14 protein-coding genes and 4 pseudogenes are annotated in these 17,253 nt (G+C 63.2%); 7 read left to right on the top strand and 11 right to left on the bottom strand.

Annotation, left to right across the window (positions count from 1 at the left end; translation table 11 throughout):
* Positions 1-8 precede the first annotated feature (8 nt).
* The 11 genes and pseudogenes from trbC to HUK72_RS26590 all read right to left on the bottom strand — a co-directional run.
* Positions 9-755 (bottom strand): type-F conjugative transfer system pilin assembly protein TrbC, encoded by a 747-nt coding sequence (gene trbC / locus HUK72_RS26640; protein ID WP_066701129.1) that lies wholly within the window; start codon positions 753-755, stop codon positions 9-11.
* 12 nt (positions 756-767) lie between these two features.
* Complete coding sequence (gene traU, locus HUK72_RS26635) at positions 768-1,748, bottom strand: conjugal transfer pilus assembly protein TraU (protein WP_369806079.1); 981 nt, start codon at positions 1,746-1,748, stop codon at positions 768-770.
* Between the two features lie 38 nt (positions 1,749-1,786).
* Positions 1,787-2,056 carry a hypothetical protein gene (locus HUK72_RS26630; protein ID WP_066701131.1) on the bottom strand — a complete coding sequence of 90 codons (270 nt, stop codon included), beginning with the start codon at positions 2,054-2,056 and terminating at the stop codon, positions 1,787-1,789.
* Positions 2,056-2,712 (bottom strand): type-F conjugative transfer system protein TraW, encoded by a 657-nt coding sequence (traW, locus tag HUK72_RS26625; protein WP_066701132.1) that lies wholly within the window; start codon positions 2,710-2,712, stop codon positions 2,056-2,058. The genes HUK72_RS26630 and traW overlap by 1 nt, the downstream gene beginning before the upstream one ends.
* Positions 2,709-3,245, bottom strand: a complete 537-nt coding sequence (locus HUK72_RS26620) for a S26 family signal peptidase (protein ID WP_066701133.1) — start codon at positions 3,243-3,245, stop codon at positions 2,709-2,711. Before HUK72_RS26620 ends, traW begins: the two co-directional genes overlap by 4 nt.
* A complete protein-coding gene (locus HUK72_RS26615) occupies positions 3,226-3,900 on the bottom strand; it encodes a TrbI F-type domain-containing protein (RefSeq protein ID WP_070936364.1) in 675 nt (224 codons plus the stop codon). The genes HUK72_RS26620 and HUK72_RS26615 overlap by 20 nt, the downstream gene beginning before the upstream one ends.
* Positions 3,893-4,252: a hypothetical protein gene (locus HUK72_RS26610; RefSeq protein WP_066701135.1), complete on the bottom strand. Its 360-nt coding sequence runs from the start codon at positions 4,250-4,252 to the stop codon at positions 3,893-3,895. The genes HUK72_RS26615 and HUK72_RS26610 overlap by 8 nt, the downstream gene beginning before the upstream one ends.
* Before the next feature lie 5 nt (positions 4,253-4,257).
* Positions 4,258-6,849, bottom strand: a complete 2,592-nt coding sequence (traC, locus tag HUK72_RS26605) for a type IV secretion system protein TraC (RefSeq protein ID WP_066701136.1) — start codon at positions 6,847-6,849, stop codon at positions 4,258-4,260.
* Position 6,850: 1 nt separating this feature from the next.
* On the bottom strand, positions 6,851-7,846 hold the full coding sequence (locus tag HUK72_RS26600; RefSeq protein ID WP_066701137.1) for a TraV family lipoprotein: 996 nt from the start codon (positions 7,844-7,846) through the stop codon (positions 6,851-6,853).
* Complete coding sequence (locus HUK72_RS26595; RefSeq protein WP_066701138.1) at positions 7,843-8,721, bottom strand: DsbC family protein; 879 nt, start codon at positions 8,719-8,721, stop codon at positions 7,843-7,845. Before HUK72_RS26595 ends, HUK72_RS26600 begins: the two co-directional genes overlap by 4 nt.
* Positions 8,708-9,442, bottom strand: a pseudogene (locus HUK72_RS26590) (TraB/VirB10 family protein); the annotation flags it as partial. The pseudogene HUK72_RS26590 and the gene HUK72_RS26595, both read right to left, overlap by 14 nt.
* Before the next feature lie 161 nt (positions 9,443-9,603).
* Between HUK72_RS26590 and istA the strand changes: the two are divergent.
* The 7 genes and pseudogenes from istA to HUK72_RS27570 all read left to right on the top strand — a co-directional run.
* Positions 9,604-11,056: pseudogene (gene istA, locus HUK72_RS26585) on the top strand (IS21 family transposase).
* Positions 11,046-11,823 (top strand): annotated as a pseudogene (gene istB, locus HUK72_RS26580) (IS21-like element helper ATPase IstB). The pseudogenes istA and istB overlap by 11 nt, the downstream one beginning before the upstream one ends.
* A 479-nt stretch (positions 11,824-12,302) precedes the next feature.
* Positions 12,303-13,751 (top strand): AMP-binding protein, encoded by a 1,449-nt coding sequence (locus tag HUK72_RS26575; protein WP_218036306.1) that lies wholly within the window; start codon positions 12,303-12,305, stop codon positions 13,749-13,751.
* Between the two features lie 50 nt (positions 13,752-13,801).
* Positions 13,802-14,569: a 3-hydroxyacyl-CoA dehydrogenase gene (locus HUK72_RS26570; protein WP_176593290.1), complete on the top strand. Its 768-nt coding sequence runs from the start codon at positions 13,802-13,804 to the stop codon at positions 14,567-14,569.
* A gap of 19 nt (positions 14,570-14,588) precedes the next feature.
* Complete coding sequence (locus HUK72_RS26565; protein WP_176593291.1) at positions 14,589-15,770, top strand: acetyl-CoA C-acyltransferase; 1,182 nt, start codon at positions 14,589-14,591, stop codon at positions 15,768-15,770.
* A complete protein-coding gene (locus tag HUK72_RS26560; protein WP_176593292.1) occupies positions 15,767-16,903 on the top strand; it encodes an acyl-CoA dehydrogenase family protein in 1,137 nt (378 codons plus the stop codon). The genes HUK72_RS26565 and HUK72_RS26560 overlap by 4 nt, the downstream gene beginning before the upstream one ends.
* Before the next feature lie 5 nt (positions 16,904-16,908).
* Positions 16,909-17,205: pseudogene (locus HUK72_RS27570) on the top strand (CoA transferase); the annotation flags it as partial.
* Positions 17,206-17,253: the final 48 nt, after the last annotated feature.

The raw sequence follows: 17,253 nt of genomic DNA, 5'->3' as shown, positions 1-17,253 counted from the left end.
GATCGACCTCACCGATTGACCTTGCGCATGTTGGAGAGCCCAACGGCGGCGACGCGGGCACCCGGGCCATTCCCCTCGGCAAACTGCTCGAGCGCATATTCAACCGAGACGTTGCCAATGAGACGGTCGTGGGGCGGAACCTTGGTCTGGCACGAGAAACCGGCGCAAAGGTCGAAATCGGACGAGACGGCGATATAGGTCGGAACAGCTTGGACGTCGAAAGCGCGGAAGAGGCGCGGATCAATACCGACATTGGCGAAATCGTCCTGCCGGGTCACGATCTTCCCGAGGGCGGACGAAAACTCCTTCATCGAATTGTTCGGAAAGCCCCGGAAGACGACCACACCGCCCGCGCGCGCGGTATCGCCGATCAATTGCTTGAGCGCCTGTGGCGGCATCGACAGGCTGGCAAACACTATGAACTGGGGTGCTTCGCCCTTCCCCACCGTCGCGTTCGACGCGGCGCCCGCTACGATTTCGTCGAAGTCGACCGGACCAGCGGGCCCCTTGGGCAGATCGGTCTTCGCAACGCGCTGCATGTTGGCCATGCCACCGTCATTCACATTGGCCGCCTCCTCGCGGAACGCATCACCCCTGTCCTTCACCTGATTGACGAACGCCTCGGCATCAGCCTGAAGCTCGGCTGAGCGCTTCTTGATCGCCTGAACGTCGATCCCATCGACGCTCTGCGCAAGCACCGCCGATATGCTGGCGATGCCGAGAACAGCAGTAGAAGCCCAAAGATATCCGCGCATCGAAAGGCCCCCCTAGAGAACGCAGCAGTTGCGTTTGCGCCAGACCAGGTAGCCCATGTCCTCGCCACCGGCGGGATAGGCGCGGCCTGCGTCGGGCGGCATGGTGGATGCCCCGATCGCGGAGCAAGCGAAGCGACCGCTCACGGTCGGGATCGGATTGACCATCTGAAAGCGGTATTGCTGCTTCCGCATGATCGGCATGAGGTACTTCTTGCAGAGGCCCGCCGACCCCATCGTTCCCCACGCCAGCGCCTCGCGGTGCATCTTGTACGCAAAGCGCGACAGCGCGAGCCGCGAGGACTGAACGTGGCCGATCGACGACGGCACGTTTCCATTGAGCGGATACATGCTGCCCTGGCAGCCAGCGCACCAGAATAGCGGATCGAGCGGCAAATGGGCGGTGCCGGCGATGCAGTCTCCGGCGCAGGCAACCTGGGCGATCGGATTGGCAAAAACGATGGCTTCCGGGTTGATGAGTGCTGTCAGCGAGTCGTCCTGCCAGAGCGGGTCGATCTCGGTCATGTACGCGATATCGAAACTTGCCTGCTCGAAGCAGACGAAGTCGGTCAGGATTTCCATCCAGTAGAGGAGCGGGTACACATACCAATGGACGTGCCATTTGGCCGTGCTCTGGGAGCGGCCGCCCACCATCGACGGGCCGGCCAAATAGCCCTGTCCGATGTCGAAGCCGGGTGCGATGCGGATACCACCAAGGTTCGGAAAGCACCAAGGCTTCATGGTCACGTCCGCGAGGCGCGCTGGTTCCCAGAAACCGACGGAGATACCGATCCGAGGAATGGGGCTGCCGCAGGCGCAAATAGGCGAAGCCGGATTGGCTGTATCCGGCCGGCCGCTCGGCCAGATCTTGAGGCCGCCCACCGACAGCGGGAAGAGGCACGACCAACAGACATCGGTGATCGGGTTGACGAACTTCCCGTGACAGGTCGGTCCCGCGGCCTGAGCGCTCGGCGCGAGAATGAAGGCGGCGATCATCGTCAGGAGGAGCCGCAGAGCCCATCGCGCGCTATGCATCATTGCTCCTCCCCGCTTGCTTCCAGAAATGAGGTGTCGGCGCGATGCTTCCGCGCGAGGTAGACGGCGGTCGTGCAGATATTGGCAAGCAGAAGTACTGCGATCGCGCATGGCGCCGCCCGCCCGAAGGCGAGCGATAGCGGCTGCAGGCCAATAATCGCGGCGCCGAGCATCAGACAAAGCATCTGCCAAATCAGGCGCAGACGTCGCAGCGCGCCGGTCTCGGGGGCCGCCATCGGCGTGCGAAGCATGTCTAGCCAAGGTGGCATCAGCCTGTTTTTCCGGGCTTGAGCGCGACTTCGGACACGCGCATCACCCTGCCGGCCTGGGTGACGATTGCCGGTGTGTGCTCGATGCCGAACCGGGTCGTGAGCTTGCCTGCCTGGTCGAAATAGAAACGCCGCTTTTTCGCGGTCATCAGCTCGACCGGCGAGCCATTGACCAGGATGATCTTGGCCTTGATGTCGGAGTAATGCTCGATGGCCCACGCCGTCTGCGCGGGGTCGTCACCATCGATGAAGACGAGGTCCTGTCGGACCGAGACGAAGTCGAGCGGATTGATACGCTGGCCGGCCGCGGCGATCAGGTTTCCTTTCTGATCGCGAATGTCGCGCTCCATCATGACCGAAGGATCGAAGTCCCAGCTTCGGGCCGCTCGCGCCGCGGTTATCCCCGCCACGGGATCAGGACGCCGAACCTTCGCCTCGACGCGCTTGGCAAACATCTCATTGGTGCGCGCGAGTTCGCCACTCGCCTCGGCCCTGCGCAGTCGGGCTTCGATCGTCGAAAGCAGATCCGGCTCGATCACCGGAAATGCCTGTGCCGCCTGGCCATAATCCTTCGCTTCCGACCGCATCGGGGGAAAGACGAGCGCCGCGCCTAGCGCCGCAACCGCGCACACGCAGCTCGTGACAAGCATCCTCATAGGATTGGCTCCCCTGTCCCAATGATCTGGCGCCCGCAGACGAAGCCAATTTCGCCGTAACGGCTGTCGAAGCCGTCCTTGTGAGGCGTCGCCGCGAAATAGCATCCGGCCGGCACCCGTCCGGTGGCGCCAGGAGTCAGCGGCTCGCCGAAGCGTGTGAAGGGCTTCATCTGCGCGACCGGGTGACCATTCACGGCGACCGTCCGGCCGATATGGCTGATGATGTCGCCGGGCACGCCGTAGGCGATCTTCCCGAACATCTGTGGCTTCGCGCCGAAATGGCGGCGGAGGAGCTCGCCGGGCGGCGGATCGAAGAACACATAGTCGCCGCGTGCCGGCAGCTTGTGGCGCTGGATGAGAAACGCCCAATTCGGGAGCGAGTCCGTCGTGTTGATCAAAAGGGCGTGGCCATCACGCCATTCGCCGATCGCGCCGAAGCCAAGCGTCCCGGCGACGGCCACCGCCAGCATCCCCCACATGCGCGTGCGGGGACGCCAACGCAGGGCTTCCACCCTATTGGCCGCCGTTGCCATCAGGTCCTCCGAACGTCGAGACGGACGCACCGGGAATCTGCGGCGGGATTGGCTGGGCCGGAAAAGCCTGGCCCGCGGGCACCTGAGGGCTGGCGCCGGGGACGCCAGCCATCGGATCGATGGTTGCCCCCGGCGCCGCCAGCGGTGCTGCACGCGAGGCGGCCAGCGCCGATTGGGCAGCCGAGAGCTCCTGCATCCGCTGCAATTCCTCGACGGACATACGCTTGGGTTCGGGAACGCCCGAGGCAAAGACCGCCTTTTTCAGGCTGTCGGTGATGTCCGGCACGTTCTTGGTGAGCACGGCTTCACCGACAAGCACGATCTGGCCGTCTTGGCTCCTGCGCTGCAGTTCCTTGTCGAGCGAGGACATGAACGCCTGCATCTCGGCGCGCACGCGGTCGGGCGGCGAGCCTGAGAAGCGCTGTGCCTCGACATAGTCGCCGACCAGCGCCGACAACCGTGCCGAAACGATATGGTCTTGTTTCGACTGGGTCAGTGCCCGCGTCACCCACATTCCCCAGATGATCGCAGCGACGAGCAGCAACAGGATCAGCATCTGGACGCGCGTGAAGCCGCCAAAACCGACCCTGCGCTTCGCTGCTCGGGTCTCAGGCGCGGAAGGGGGAGGAAGGTCGAGTTGGGGTTGGTCAGCCATGAGGCGGAACTCCCTCATCCGCACGCTGCGGAAGGATGCGATTGGCGCGAAGAGCGACGACGGCGGTGGAAAGGATCATGTGCGCGATCGCGAACATGTTGAGGAAGGCGGCGGTGCGCGCCGGGTCCGCGGCAACGTAGCGCGTCGTGAAATTATTGAGCTGATGGACGAAACCATCGAACGAGAAGCCGCCGATCGCGAGGAAGAAGAGGCAGAAGAGGCCCCAGGTGATGAGCATCGTCGACGCGACAAAGCCGAGCCCATGCAGCAGGAAATGAAGCATGGTCTGCCATTCATGGCGCGTGAACCCGATGTATCGCCGGGCGGTGGTCGGGACCGGATGCGTCGCCATCCCTGCTACTCCGCCGCGATCGCGATCTCGTCCTCCGGGACGAGATTGCTGACCCACTTTTCGGGATTGTTCGGAAACGCGATCCGCTCGATCGCCTCGTCCATGCTGAGGCCCTCGGCGATCAGAGCGTCGATCGCCGCAAAAGTCTTCGGACTCGAGGAGAACAGCGCTGCGGAATAGGGGTCGAGGACCAGGCGGCCGACAGCGAGGGTGTCGGGCCCTTTGATCATGATGTCCGAATATTCGAAGCCGTTGCGCTTCAAGGATCGCAACAGCGCATCGGTGTGATCGTCCATCTCGAAGCGGTCATGCTTCTTGAAGTCTGCGATCGTCTCCGGCTTTTGCTGGAGGATCACGAACCAGTCGGAATTTTCGAGCGCCGCGACCGATCCGGCCGATTTGTAATAGTCGTTCAGCGATTGCGTCGCCGTGACCAGCGATGCGCCATATTTCCGGCAGGTACGCGCGTAGGTCTCGATGAAATCGGCCATCGCCCCGCCGCGGAGCATCTGCCATGCTTCGTCGAGGAGTAGCGCTTTCGGGATCGAACGATCCAGCTTGCGCATCATCTGCTGCGACATGAACATGATCGCCGTCAGGACGACGCTGCGCAGCTCCTCACGGGCAGACAGATCGGAGAGCTCGAAGACCGTGAGCTGGGCCGAAAGTTCGAACGAGACCTCGCCCTGAAAGAAGCGGCCGTAGGTGCCGCCCGACGAGAAGGGCCGCATCGCGATCGCAAGGTTCGCGGCCAGCCCGTTTCCGGTTGCCTCGAGCGCCTCGATGACAAGATCGATCGAGCCGCGGCTGCCGTGCGCCTCCCAGACCTGGTTCACGGCACCGTCGATCAGCCCGCGCTCGGTGTCGTCGAGCAGGTTGATATGCCGGGACATCTGATTGATGATGGCCTTCAGCATTGCCATGCAGTCGAGGAGATAGTCCTCGTCTTCGGCGGCCTGGGCCTCGTCGATCATCGAGAAGGGATTGAGACAGAAGCCCGAGCTCATGGTGAACTCGACAAAGGCGCCGCCCTGAAGTTTGGCCGAATGCTCGAACGAACGCCCGTCGTCGATCACGACCACTCGCGCGCCGGCACCGCAGAGCGAGCCGCATAATTCCTGCAGCGCGACCGACTTGCCGGAGCCCGATTTGCCGAACACGGCGACGTTGTGATTGCCGGCGGCATTCTCGAAGGGGCTCCAGAAGAAGGGCTGTCCGCGCCGGCCGATCAGCAGCAGGTGGGGAATGCTTCCGCCGAGATATTCCCCCTGCAGCGGCGCGAGATTTGCGGCCGTCGTCGTGAGCAGAGTGCGCATCCGCTTCATGCGCTCGAGATCCTTTGACAGGCCATTGGCCATCGTCATGGGCATCGCGCACAACAGACCCATCACCTGCAGGTAGCGGTCATCGAGAAGATCCCAGCCCGCCGCACGGTAGACCGACTTCAGCACTCGCTCGTTGCTGTCGCCCTGCCCTTTCGGCGAGAACGACGTGACGCTGAAGAACACGCGCACGAGCTTCCTGCCCTGCCGGATCTCTTCATTGACGTGTCGCCACTCCTGCGACTGCTCGCGGAGCTGCGGCAGGAAGCGGGACGATTTGGAATCGGCCAGGCTGGTCGTTCGCATGAACTTGTAGCTGGCCTTGTTGGTCGACGCCTGCGGGTCCGGGAACTCGATGCACAGGTTGGTCGATACGGGGCATGGCATGCGCAGCTTGTCGGTAAAGATGTCGCCGATCAGCCGGGTTACGTCCCATGGCGCCCAGCGCGTGGGCAGGTTGCGCACCGAGAAGGAGCGCACATCGAACACGTCGGGGTAGATCTCCCCGATCTCCGGCGCGCCCTTCAGCGTTTTTCCGGTCGGCCGGAAGCGCTCGGTCCGCAGCAACATGCGGTCCGGCTCGATATGCAGCTCGATATCCCTTCGGATCGCCTGATCGGCGATCGGGTCGAGAGGGTTGTAGCTCACCGCATCGTCGCCAGCGGCGGTGGTCGGCGACGTGATATCGTCGATCCAGCCGATGAGCGCGACCGGGTCCATCTTGCGGGCGGATACGTTCACCGATTGAAGAGCCGAGATCAGCCCGTCCATGAGCGATACGATCTGCTCGATCGTGATGTTTGAGGACTCCGGCGTCGAGTAGGATATCGCGACCCGATGATGGCGAAGGCAAAACGGCGCGTCGGCTGAAAGCGAATTCCAGACGCCGTCCGTCAGGAAGTCGACCCGGTGCTTGGCCATCCGTTCGTAAACGCCGCGCGCCGAGTAGCGGGGCAGATACCATTTCGAGAGCTGCTCGCCGATGCGCGGCGACATCCATTGGTGAATCTGAAGGCAGCCGGGCGCGGGAATGCCTTCGGACAGGAACTGCGCCAGGATCTCACCCGTCCGCTCGTCCGCGCCGACCAGCGGCGCGGCCTCGATCACGAAGCCGCGCGAGGCGCTATTGTAGAAGATACCGGTCTTCGGGTCGAAGCTTCGATAAGGGAGCCAATGCGCAAGCATCGGGACCACCAGGTCCGGCCGCTGGGTGTCCGGTCGCTTGCTGTCGCCGAAGATACCGGACAGCAACTCATCGAGGAAGCCGCTCGCCATCTCAATTTTCCTCTGGAGCAGCGGCCGGGAAGTTCGCCGCGCGCACGGTGGGCTTCGTCTTGGGCTCGGGTGTCGGCGTCGATCCGGTCAGAGCTGCTGCCTTCGCGTCGCTCGCTGCCTGAGCCGAGCGCGCCTGGTATTCGGTAGAGCCTCTCACCCGCGTGATTGCTTCGCCGATCGCGGTCGCACTGTCTGCGCCCTCCGGCGCCGGGGCGGTCCCGGCCGAGGCTTTGTCTGCCGTTGCGAGCGGCGGCACCTTCGCTTCGATAGTCGGCGCCCCCGGCACTGCTCCCTCGACGCTGCGCGATTCCGCGCGCCTGGAGGAGACGTTAGTGGCCGGGGGCGTCGGTGTGCGGCCCGCCTTGGGGGCTAGACGGGTCGCAACATCGTCCTTGATCGCTTTGACCGGGTCGGCTGCACGGGCGCGGGCTGCCGCGACGGCCGCAGGATCGGGTAGATTGGGGTCGACGCCGCCCGTCGCTCGGCTTGCCAGTTCCGCTCGATCGACCGCTTCGGCGAGCGATTCCGGCTGCTCAGCAGCGACAATCGCATCTCGGTCCGGTATCGCTGTTGCATTGACGAGGAATTGTTGTTGCCATTCCCCGCTTTGCACCACGGCATGGACTGCCGTCACCTCATGAAGGCGGCCACGCTCATCGATATATGGCTGAAAGACAATGCGCAGCACGCGCTCCTGGGTACGGCGCGCATCGATCTGAGGTGCCGGCGCTTGTCCTAAAAAGGCGATGTGCGAGGATCTGGGTGCAGACTGCCTGGCCGGCCCGCTGCTGGCCGGCGATGAACGCTCGACAGTGCCCTCTCCGGTGATCATCGCGAGTGCTCGATCGTCGATCGAGGACGATGGCGCGCAGATGCCATCGGGCGCTTTACAGGAAAAACTTCCCTTCACATTGCTGCCGAACGTGGCGCACCCGCCAAGCAGGGACAGAGCGGCGATCGCGCAGCCGCGCAGCGACAGGGCGTGCCGCGCCGTCACGACCGCGTCCCCTGCAGCCAGGCCTCGAGAAACTCCTTGGGCCGATATCCTTCCAGGACGGCGCCATCACCCCGAACGATGATTGGCGTCGCATTAAGCCCATGCTCGCGCGCGAAGCGCTCGTTTGCATCGAGCCCCTTGGTGTCGCAGCTCGCCGGCGCTTTGAATGGCTCACCGGCATAGGCGGCATGCAGCGCCTGTTCCTGGTTTTTGGAGCAATAGACGCGGTCGGCGATGTCGCGGCTACCGAGGACCGAGATCGGACGCTCGACCACCTTCACATCCATGCCGCGCAAGACGCTGGCGAGCGCCCTGCAATAACCGCAACGGAAGTCCGTGAAGATGGTGATGCTCTGTTTGGCCGACCGGTTGCCCCAGACAATGGCCCCGTCGGCCGGAAGCCCAGACAGGTTGAGCGAGACGGGGCGGACCGGCGCGGATGTCTTGCCGACACCGCGCGCCGTCGCTGCGATTTCGCCAGCCTCGCCGTCATCGGATACCGCGGCGTTCGCCTTGGCGGCCCCGCCCACCAGCATGTCCGGATTGATCTCGAGCAGCCGCGCCGCGGTCAGGTCTTGACGCGTCTCCATATCGTAGACACGACCGATGATCAGATAGCGCGCGCCATGATTGACGTAGAAGAGGTTCGCGCCCGAGGTGACTTCGCACAGCCCGTCGATCTTATCGCAATCGAGCTTGTTGATCGGCGTCTTCGGAAGCCTGGTCTTCAGGAGCAGGCTGACCTTGGCGTCATCCTTGCCGGCGACATCGGCTGCAAGAGCGATTCCGGCAACGCCGAGCGCGGCAGCGGCCGCTACAATCGGCGCCGGGCGAGCGAACGCGCGCAGCTTTCGCAGACGATCAATTGCGGACATAGACACCCTCCAGGAAAACGATTTCGACATCGATGCCGGTCGGCATCTCGATCACGGGCTGATATTGCTCGGCCCGCTCGATCAGATATTTCGAGACGTCCTTGCCCGATTCCGCGGCACCGCCGCCGAGCGCGCGCAGGCCGACGCTGCCGAAGTTGGGCGTGCGGTTGACGCCCCCCTCCCCGTCGGTGCTGATGCTGGCGAGCGGCTGATTGAAAGCGGTGTTGAGAGCGTTGCCGCCACCACTGACCAGACCGGCCAGAAACGCCTGCATGGCAAGCGAGCCTTCCCGGCTGACCACTCGGCCGCGCACCCCTGTCTTGCCGCCAAAGGCGATGAACCCCTTGACCTCGGAGACGGCGTAGCGCCCGCCAGGCTGCGGGCACGTCATCTTTTGCAGTTTGACGTAGACCTTCTCGCTCGAGAGCTCGCCGCGGGCGGCACCGTTCACGAGGCAGCCTTCGATCTTGGTCGTTAGGAGGCGCCCGTTCTGATAGACGGAACGGGCCGGGCCAGTGACGCGAAGCACGACCGGCAAGGGGTCGGTCTGGCTGTTGACGCCGGCGCTCGCGTCAACGCCGACTATGACCTTGGCACTGGCGAAGCTGTTGGGCGGCAGATAGTTGATGCTGTCGCTGAAGGTGGTCGTTCCCTTAGCGACGCGCGTGGCATTGCCGGCATCTGCGGTCTGGAAACTGACCAGCTTGACCTCGGCGGCGCCTGAGAACGGCGGTGCAAAATTAGACCACGGTGGCGGCGGCGAAGTGCTGCTGCGGGCGGCGTAAAAGTCGTCCACTTTGCCTTCTTTGCGCGAGCAGGGAGGGCGTGGAGATATATACCGTGGATCTTTACCTGAAGGTGCGTCTTGCTTGCGCGGGCGGCATGAGCCAGCGTGAGGCGGCGAAGCATTTCAACGTATCGCGCGACACGGTCCGCAAGATGCTGTCGTATTCGGAGCCCCCCGGTTACCGCCGGACGGCGGCGGTGCGGCGGCCCAAGCTGGAAGCGTTCGTTCCGATCATCGATGCATGGCTTGATGGTGACCGTCAGGTTCCGCGCAAGCAGCGTCATACGGCGAAGCGGGTATTTGACCGCCTTCGCGAAGAGCACGGTTTCACCGGCGGCTACACGATCATCAAGGATTACATCCGACAGCGCGAGCAGCGCAGCCGGGAGATGTTCGTGCCGCTGGCGCATGCGCCCGGCCATGCCCAGGCAGATTTTGGTGAGGCCATGGTCGAGATCGGCGGTGTTGTGCAGAAGGCGCATTTCTTCGTGCTCGATCTACCGCACAGCGACGCCTGCTACGTGCGCGCCTATCCCGCTGCCGTTGCCGAGGCATGGATGGACGGCCACGTGCACGCCTTCGCGTTTTTCGGCGCGGTGCCGCTGTCGATCGTCTACGATAACGACCGCTGCCTGGTCTCGAAGATCCTGCCCGACGGCACGAGGCAGCGCGCCCGGCTGTTCAGCGGCTTCCTGTCGCATTACCTGATCCGCGATCGTTACGGCCGTCCCGGCAGGGGGAACGACAAAGGCAGTGTTGAAGGGCTGGTCGGTTATGCTCGCCGCAACTTCATGGTGCCGATCCCCCGGTTCGCGACGTGGGAGGCGTTCAACCTGTGGCTCGAGGAGCAATGCCGCAAGCGTCAGAACGACCGGCTGCGGGGCGAGAGCGAGACGATCGGCGAGAGGCTGAAGCGCGATCTGGCGGCGATGCAGGAACTGCCGGCTGCCCCGTTCGAGGCTTGTGACCAGACCAGCGGCCAGGTCTCGTCGCAGGCGCTGGTGCGTTACCGGACCAATGATTACTCGGTGCCGGTGCGCTTCGGCCATCAGGAGGTATGGATCCGGGGCTATGTCGGCGAGGTGGTGATCGGCTGCCGGGGCGAGGTCATTGCCCGTCATGTGCGCAGCTACGAGCGAGGGACGTGATCTTCGATCCCATCCATTACCTTCCCCTGATCGAACAGAAGATCAATGCGCTCGATCAGGCAGCGCCCCTGCAAGGCTGGCACCTGCCCGAAGCGTTTGCAACGCTGCGCCGCCTCATGGAAGCTCGTATGGGCAAGCATGGTCGGCGCGAGTATGGCAGGTGCTGCGTCTGCTGGAGAGCTTCACGCTTGCCGATCTGCATGCGGCCGTAAAGCAGGCTCTCGATATCGGGGCGATCGGCTTTGATGCCGTGAAGCATCTCCTGCTGTGCCGGGTGGAGCGCCGACCACCCCGATTGGACATGGCGATCTATCCCTATCTGCCCAGAGCCAGGGTGGAGACGACATCGGCGCGCTCCTACATGCAGTTGCTCTCGGGCGATGCGAAGGATGCGGCATGAGCAGTCCGTCCCCGAGCTGTTACTGGCCAGCCACCTCAAGACGCTCAAGCTACCAACCTTCCTGCGCGAGCATGACAAGCTGGCCCGGCGATGCGCGGCCGAGGGCGCAGATCACGTCCGCTACCTTGCCCGGCTTGTCGAACTGGAGCTGATCGACCGGGAACGCCCGGCCGGATGGTCGAGCGCCGGATCAAGGCTGCGAAGTTCCCGGCCGCCAAGAGCCTCGACAGCTTCGACTTTGCCGCGATCCCCAAGCTCAACAAGATGCAGGTGCTGGAACTGGCACGCTGCGACTGGATCACCGCCGCGAGAACGTCATAGCCCTTGGTCCCTCGGGAACCGGCAAGACCCATGTGGCGATCGGCCTCGGCCTTGCCGCCTGCCAGAAGGGCCTGACGGTCGGCTTCACCACCGCGTCCGCGCTGGTCAGCGCGATGATGGAGGCACGCGACGAACGCCGCCTTCTGCGCCTCCACAAGCAAATGGCCGGATACAAGCTCCTCATCATCGATGAACTGGGGTTCGTGCCGCTCTCGAAAACCGGCGCGGAACTGCTGTTCGAGCTGATCTCGCAGCGTTACGAGCGCGGCTCGACGCTGATCACCAGCAACTTGCCGTTCGACGAGTGGACCGAAACGTTCGGCTCCGAGCGCCTGACAGGCGCGCTCCTCGACCGGCTTACCCACCACGTCTCCATACTCGAGATGAACGGAGAGAGCTATCGTCTGGCCCAAAGCCAGGCGCGCAAGGCACGCTCCAACCCCTGACAGAAAAGACCATCCGTGTGTTGGCGACCCCCACTCGGGCTACGCCCTCGCGGCGCTCGCCAGCACACGGATCACCCGGCCTGATTTTGCGCCGCCCAATGGCCGACTTTTACTCCGCCGTTGACAGAGGGCAGGATATCTCGCTATCCCCTCGTTTGAATCACGGTGTGGAGGAGGTTCGGAATGAATCTGGCGATAGTGACGACCCGGTCGATCGCATTGCCCCGCAAAATTACTGGAGATCAAAGCAGCCATGATGACTTCCGGCGCACAAGAATCTGAGTCCGCCTGCTATCGGGGTGTCTATCGATCCTTCGATCTGGATACCGAAGCCGGTAAGCTATTTGGCAGCCTTTCAACTGGCATCAACGCCTGCGTCGAATGCTGCGATCGATGGGCCGAAGACCCGTCCAAGGTGGCTGTCCACTGGGAAGACGCAACGGGACGGAAGCTTGACTTGACTTTTGGGGAATTGCGCGATGCATCGGCCCGTTTCGCAAATTTCCTCGCCGGCCGTGGCATCGTTCCGGGAGACCGCGTTTGCGGTGATGTTGCCTCGCGTACCTGACCTGATCATCGCCGCTCTTGGTGTGTGGCGGTCAGGAGCGGTCTATCAGCCGATGTTCACGGCTTTTGGATCGAAGGCGATTGAGCAAAGGCTGGGCACCAGCCAAGCAAAGCTCGTCGTCACCGATCCGGCCAACCGGCCTAAATTCGATGATGTCGACAATGCCCCCTTGATTGCCGTGACAACGCCCGCTTACGGCGGCGAGCAGATCCGTGAGGGCGATCTTGATCTGGCCGCCGAACTAGCATGCCAGAGTGCAGAATTCGAACCTGTTGCACGTGCCGGGGACGACATCTTCCTTTTGATGTCGACGTCGGGGACGACCGGCTTACCCAAGGGTGTGCCGGTGCCGCTGAAAGCGCTGGTCTCGTTCCGTGCGTACATGGAATATGCGATCGACCTGCGCAAAGGCGATATCTACTGGAACATCGCCGATCCCGGCTGGGCCTATGGGTTGTACTATGCCGTGATCGGTCCACTCCTGCTTGGCCATTCGACCACATTCTTCGACGGGCCGTTCTCGGTTGAAACCACGTACCAATTGATCCAGAACGCGGGCATCACCAACCTCGCCGGCGCACCCACCGCCTATCGCTTGATGATCGCCGCCGGTCCGGACGTGGCGGCTACCGTGAAGGGGTGCTTGCGGCGCGTTTCTTCCGCAGGTGAGCCGCTGAATCCGGAAGTCGTCCGCTGGTTTGCCGAGCATCTCGATGTCCCGATCGCTGACCATTATGGGCAGACGGAATTGGGTATGTGCGTCAACAATCACCACGGGCTCGATCACGATATTCGCATTGGGTCAGCGGGTTTTGCCATGCCGGGCTACCATGTTGTTGTGCTCGACGAGGAAGATCACGTCCTCGGCCCCAACCAGCCCGGCATACTGGCTGTCCACGTTGAGAAATCTCCGATTATGTGGTTTGCGGGCTATCTCAACGAAGCGACGCCGTCCGTGTATGGCGGCTACTATCGTACGGGCGACACAGTCGAACTGGAGCCGACCGGCCATATCTCTTTCGTCGGCCGCGCTGACGATGTCATTACCTCCTCGGGATACCGGATCGGGCCGTTCGACGTCGAGAGTGCACTGATCGAGCATCCCGCGGTTGTCGAGGCCGCAGTGATTGGCAAGCCCGATCCCGAACGCACCGAAATCGTGAAAGCCTTCGTCGTGTTGAATGCGGCCTACGAGGCAACGCCGGAATTGGAGGAAGAATTACGCCGCCATGTACGCAATCGCCTGTCTGCCCATGCCTATCCCCGCGAATTCGCCTTCGTCGCTTCGCTGCCGAAGACGCCCAGCGGGAAAATCCAGCGCTTTGTTCTGCGCAACGCGGAGATCACGGCTGCAGCGTGAGCGTTCCGGCCAGCCACCTCGTTGGATGACGAGTTCATGGGAGTTCTGTTTTGCAGTTAGAGAATAAGGTTTTCATCGTGACGGGGGCTGGATCCGGCCTCGGTTCGGCAGTTGCGCGTGGATTTGCGAAGGCGGGCGCGCGGCTGGTGCTGTTCGACCTCAACGGCATGGCCGCGGAGGCCGAACGGGCCAATGTCGAGGGTGAAGCCTGCGTCATCTCCGGAGATGTGACCAGCGAGGAACACGGCCGGGCGGCAGTGAAGCTGGCGCTCGACAGCTTCGGTCATCTACACGGGTTGGTGAACTGTGCGGGTGTCGCGCCGGGAGAGAAGATTCTTGGCAAGAAGGAGATCCATCGGCTCGATAGCTTTGCCCGGGTGATCTCGGTCAACCTTGTGGGTACGTTCAACATGCTCCGCCTCTGTGCCGAGGCTATCGCGAGGGAAGAACCAGGCCCGGACGGAGAACGCGGGGTGGTCGTCAACACAGCGTCGATCGCTGCGTTCGATGGGCAGATCGGGCAAGCGGCCTATGCCACCTCTAAGGGCGGCGTGGCAGCACTGACTCTCCCGGCCGCGCGCGAACTGGCGGGCCACGGCATCAGGGTCGTGACCATCGCGCCAGGCATCTTCGGCACCCCGATGATGGCGGCCATGCCTCAGGAGGTGCAAGACGCGCTGGGCAAGGGTGTTCCCTTTCCGTCCCGTTTAGGCCGCCCGGAGGAGTATGCGGCGCTGGCGCAGCATATCGTCGAGAACTCCATGCTCAACGGCGAGGTGATCCGGCTTGATGGCGCGCTGCGCATGCCGCCGAAGTGATTGGGGGACAGGATTTGCCATGAATGACCAGATTGTCATTGTCGGGGCCGCGCGAACTCCGATGGCCGGGCTGCAGGGCGATTTTGCAAGCCTATCAGCGTACCAGCTCGGAGCCGAAGCGATTCGCGCCGCGGTTGGCCGCGCCGGCGTTCCTGCCGGCGATGTCGAGGGCGCGATAATGGGATGCGTCCTGCCAGCAGGCCAAGGGCAGGCCCCTGCCAGGCAGGCCGCGCTCGGTGCCGGATTGCCCGAAAGTGCCGGATGCTCCACCGTCAACAAGATGTGCGGTTCAGGCATGCAGGCGATCATGTTCGCCTATGACATGCTGGTTGCCGATAACGCGCAGGTCCTTGTTGCGGGCGGCATGGAAAGCATGACCAACTCGCCTTATCTGCTGCCCAAGGCGCGTGCCGGTCTTCGACTCGGCCACGGCGCGGTCGTCGACCACATGTTCCTCGATGGTCTGGAAGACGCCTATGATCGAGGGCGTCTGATGGGCACCTTCGCCGAGGACGCGGCGCAGGTCTATGGCTTCACTCGTGCGGAACAGGATAGCTATGCGCTTGCCTCGCTGGAGCGGGCGCTGAACGCCACGCGAGACGGCAGCTTCACTGCCGAAATCACGCCGGTGGCGGTCGAGACCCGCAAGGGACGAGTCGTAATCTCGGTCGACGAGCAGCCGGGAAAGGCCAGACCGGAAAACATCCCGACGCTCAAACCCGCCTTCCGGGACGGCGGAACGGTTACCGCCGCCAATTCATCGTCGATATCGGATGGAGCGGCCGCCGTGGTGATGATGGCGCTATGCGAAGCCGAGAAGCGCGGATCGGCCCCGTTGGCGAGGGTCGTCGGCCATGCGACATGGGCATCGACGCCCTCGCAGTTTGCGTCAGCGCCGGTCGGGGCCATCCGCAGGCTGCTCGGCAAGGTCGGCTGGGCCGTCGACGACGTCGATCTGTGGGAGATCAACGAAGCCTTCGCCATCGTCGCGCTGATCGTGATGCGAGAACTGGGACTGCCGCACGAAAAGGTCAATGTTCATGGCGGCGCCTGCGCGCTCGGCCATCCGATCGGTGCTTCCGGTGCCAGGGTGGTCGTGACGCTGACGGAAGCGCTTCGCAAGCACGGCCTTAAAAGGGGCATTGCGACTTTGTGTATCGGTGGCGGCGAGGCCACGGCGCTGGCGGTAGAAATCCTATGATCCTCAACGATGAGCAGCAGATGGTGCGCGACATGGCCCGTACCTTCGCCCAGAGCGAGCTGGCTCCCTTCGCGGAGAAGTGGGACCACGAGCACCACTTCCCCGCCGAGGCGCTGGCGAAGATGGCCGAGCTCGGCTTTATGGGCATGACCATCGATGAGGCTTGGGGCGGCGCCGGGATGGACTATGTCTCCTATGCAGCGGCGCTGATCGAGATCGCGGCGGGTTGTGGCGCCGTATCGACGATCATGGCGGTGCATAACGGCGTCGGCTGCGCGCCAATCATGGCCTACGGCAATGACGCGCAGCGCGAAAGGTTCCTTAAGCCGATGGCGCGCGGCGAGAAGCTGGGTTGCTTCTGTCTGACCGAACCCGAGGCCGGCTCTGATCCCGCATCGTTGCGAACGCAGGCCCGCCGTGACGGCGATCACTATGTCCTCGACGGGGCCAAGCAATTCATAACAACAGGCAAGAACGGCCACATTGCCATTGTGTTCGCCGTGACCGATCCGGCGAAGGGCAAAAACGGGCTCTCCGCTTTCATCGTTCCTACGAATACGGTCGGCTACCATGTCGTGCGCGTCGAGGAAAAACTGGGCCAGCACGCATCTGACACCTGTCAGCTCGCGTTTGAAGACATGCGCGTGTCTGCCGATCAACTGCTCGGCTCGGAGGGCATGGGGCTGAAGATCGCGCTCGCGAATCTAGAAGGAGGGCGCATCGGGATCGCTGCCCAGTCGGTCGGCATGGCCCGCGCTGCGTTTGAAGCAGCGCTCAGCTACGCCAAAGAGCGTCGACAGTTCGGCAAACCGATCGTCGAGCATCAGGCGGTCTCGTTCCGACTTGCCGACATGGCGACGCAGATCGCTGCGGCAGAACAGCTTGTCTTCCACGCCGCCGACCTTCGCGATGCGGGTAAACCATGCCTGAAGGAGGCCTCAATGGCCAAGCTCTTCGCGTCCGATATGGCGGAAAAGGTCTGTTCGGATGCGATCCAGATACATGGCGGTTACGGCTATCTTGCAGATTATCCAGTGGAGCGGATCTACCGCGATGTTCGGGTTTGCCGGATCTACGAGGGGACGAGCGACATCCAGCGTCTGGTCATTGGACGCAGGGTAGCGGCGGAGTAGGCACCATGGGAGTACTGACAGGACTGCGCATCGTCGAGCTTGCGGGACTGGGGCCGGGGCCTTTTGCCGGTATGCTGCTGGCCGATCTGGGTGCAGATGTCATTCTCGTCGAACGTCCAGAGGCTGAAGCTTCCGTCACCAACACCGGGAGCGCCATGATCGTCAATCGCGGGAAACGGTCGATAGCGATCGACCTGAAACAACCGGAGGGTGTAGAGACGGTCCTACGTCTCGTCGAGCGCTCTGACGCACTTATCGAGGGAATGCGGCCAGGAGTAGCCGAACGCCTGGGCATCGGACCCGAACAGTGCCATAGTCGTAACAGTGCCCTGGTTTACGGACGGATGACG

This window comes from Sphingobium sp. 15-1 (assembly GCF_013375535.1).
Classification (GTDB): domain Bacteria; phylum Pseudomonadota; class Alphaproteobacteria; order Sphingomonadales; family Sphingomonadaceae; genus Sphingobium; species Sphingobium aromaticivastans.
The sequence above is the reverse complement of the archived record's forward strand: the minus strand, read 5'-3'. Positions and strand labels throughout refer to the sequence as shown.

What these genes read in the sequence shown, in the direction of transcription:
- trbC (WP_066701129.1), bottom strand. Translation starts at nt 755, where the DNA reads ATGCGCGGATATCTTTGGGCTTCTACTGCTGTTCTCGGCATCGCCAGC.
- traU (WP_369806079.1), bottom strand. Translation starts at nt 1,748, where the DNA reads ATGATCGCCGCCTTCATTCTCGCGCCGAGCGCTCAGGCCGCGGGACCG.
- HUK72_RS26630 (WP_066701131.1), bottom strand. Translation starts at nt 2,056, where the DNA reads ATGCCACCTTGGCTAGACATGCTTCGCACGCCGATGGCGGCCCCCGAG.
- traW (WP_066701132.1), bottom strand. Translation starts at nt 2,712, where the DNA reads ATGAGGATGCTTGTCACGAGCTGCGTGTGCGCGGTTGCGGCGCTAGGC.
- HUK72_RS26620 (WP_066701133.1), bottom strand. Translation starts at nt 3,245, where the DNA reads ATGGCAACGGCGGCCAATAGGGTGGAAGCCCTGCGTTGGCGTCCCCGC.
- HUK72_RS26615 (WP_070936364.1), bottom strand. Translation starts at nt 3,900, where the DNA reads ATGGCTGACCAACCCCAACTCGACCTTCCTCCCCCTTCCGCGCCTGAG.
- HUK72_RS26610 (WP_066701135.1), bottom strand. Translation starts at nt 4,252, where the DNA reads ATGGCGACGCATCCGGTCCCGACCACCGCCCGGCGATACATCGGGTTC.
- traC (WP_066701136.1), bottom strand. Translation starts at nt 6,849, where the DNA reads ATGGCGAGCGGCTTCCTCGATGAGTTGCTGTCCGGTATCTTCGGCGAC.
- HUK72_RS26595 (WP_066701138.1), bottom strand. Translation starts at nt 8,721, where the DNA reads ATGTCCGCAATTGATCGTCTGCGAAAGCTGCGCGCGTTCGCTCGCCCG.
- HUK72_RS26575 (WP_218036306.1), top strand. Translation starts at nt 12,303, where the DNA reads ATGCATCGGCCCGTTTCGCAAATTTCCTCGCCGGCCGTGGCATCGTTC.
- HUK72_RS26565 (WP_176593291.1), top strand. Translation starts at nt 14,589, where the DNA reads ATGAATGACCAGATTGTCATTGTCGGGGCCGCGCGAACTCCGATGGCC.
- HUK72_RS26560 (WP_176593292.1), top strand. Translation starts at nt 15,767, where the DNA reads ATGATCCTCAACGATGAGCAGCAGATGGTGCGCGACATGGCCCGTACC.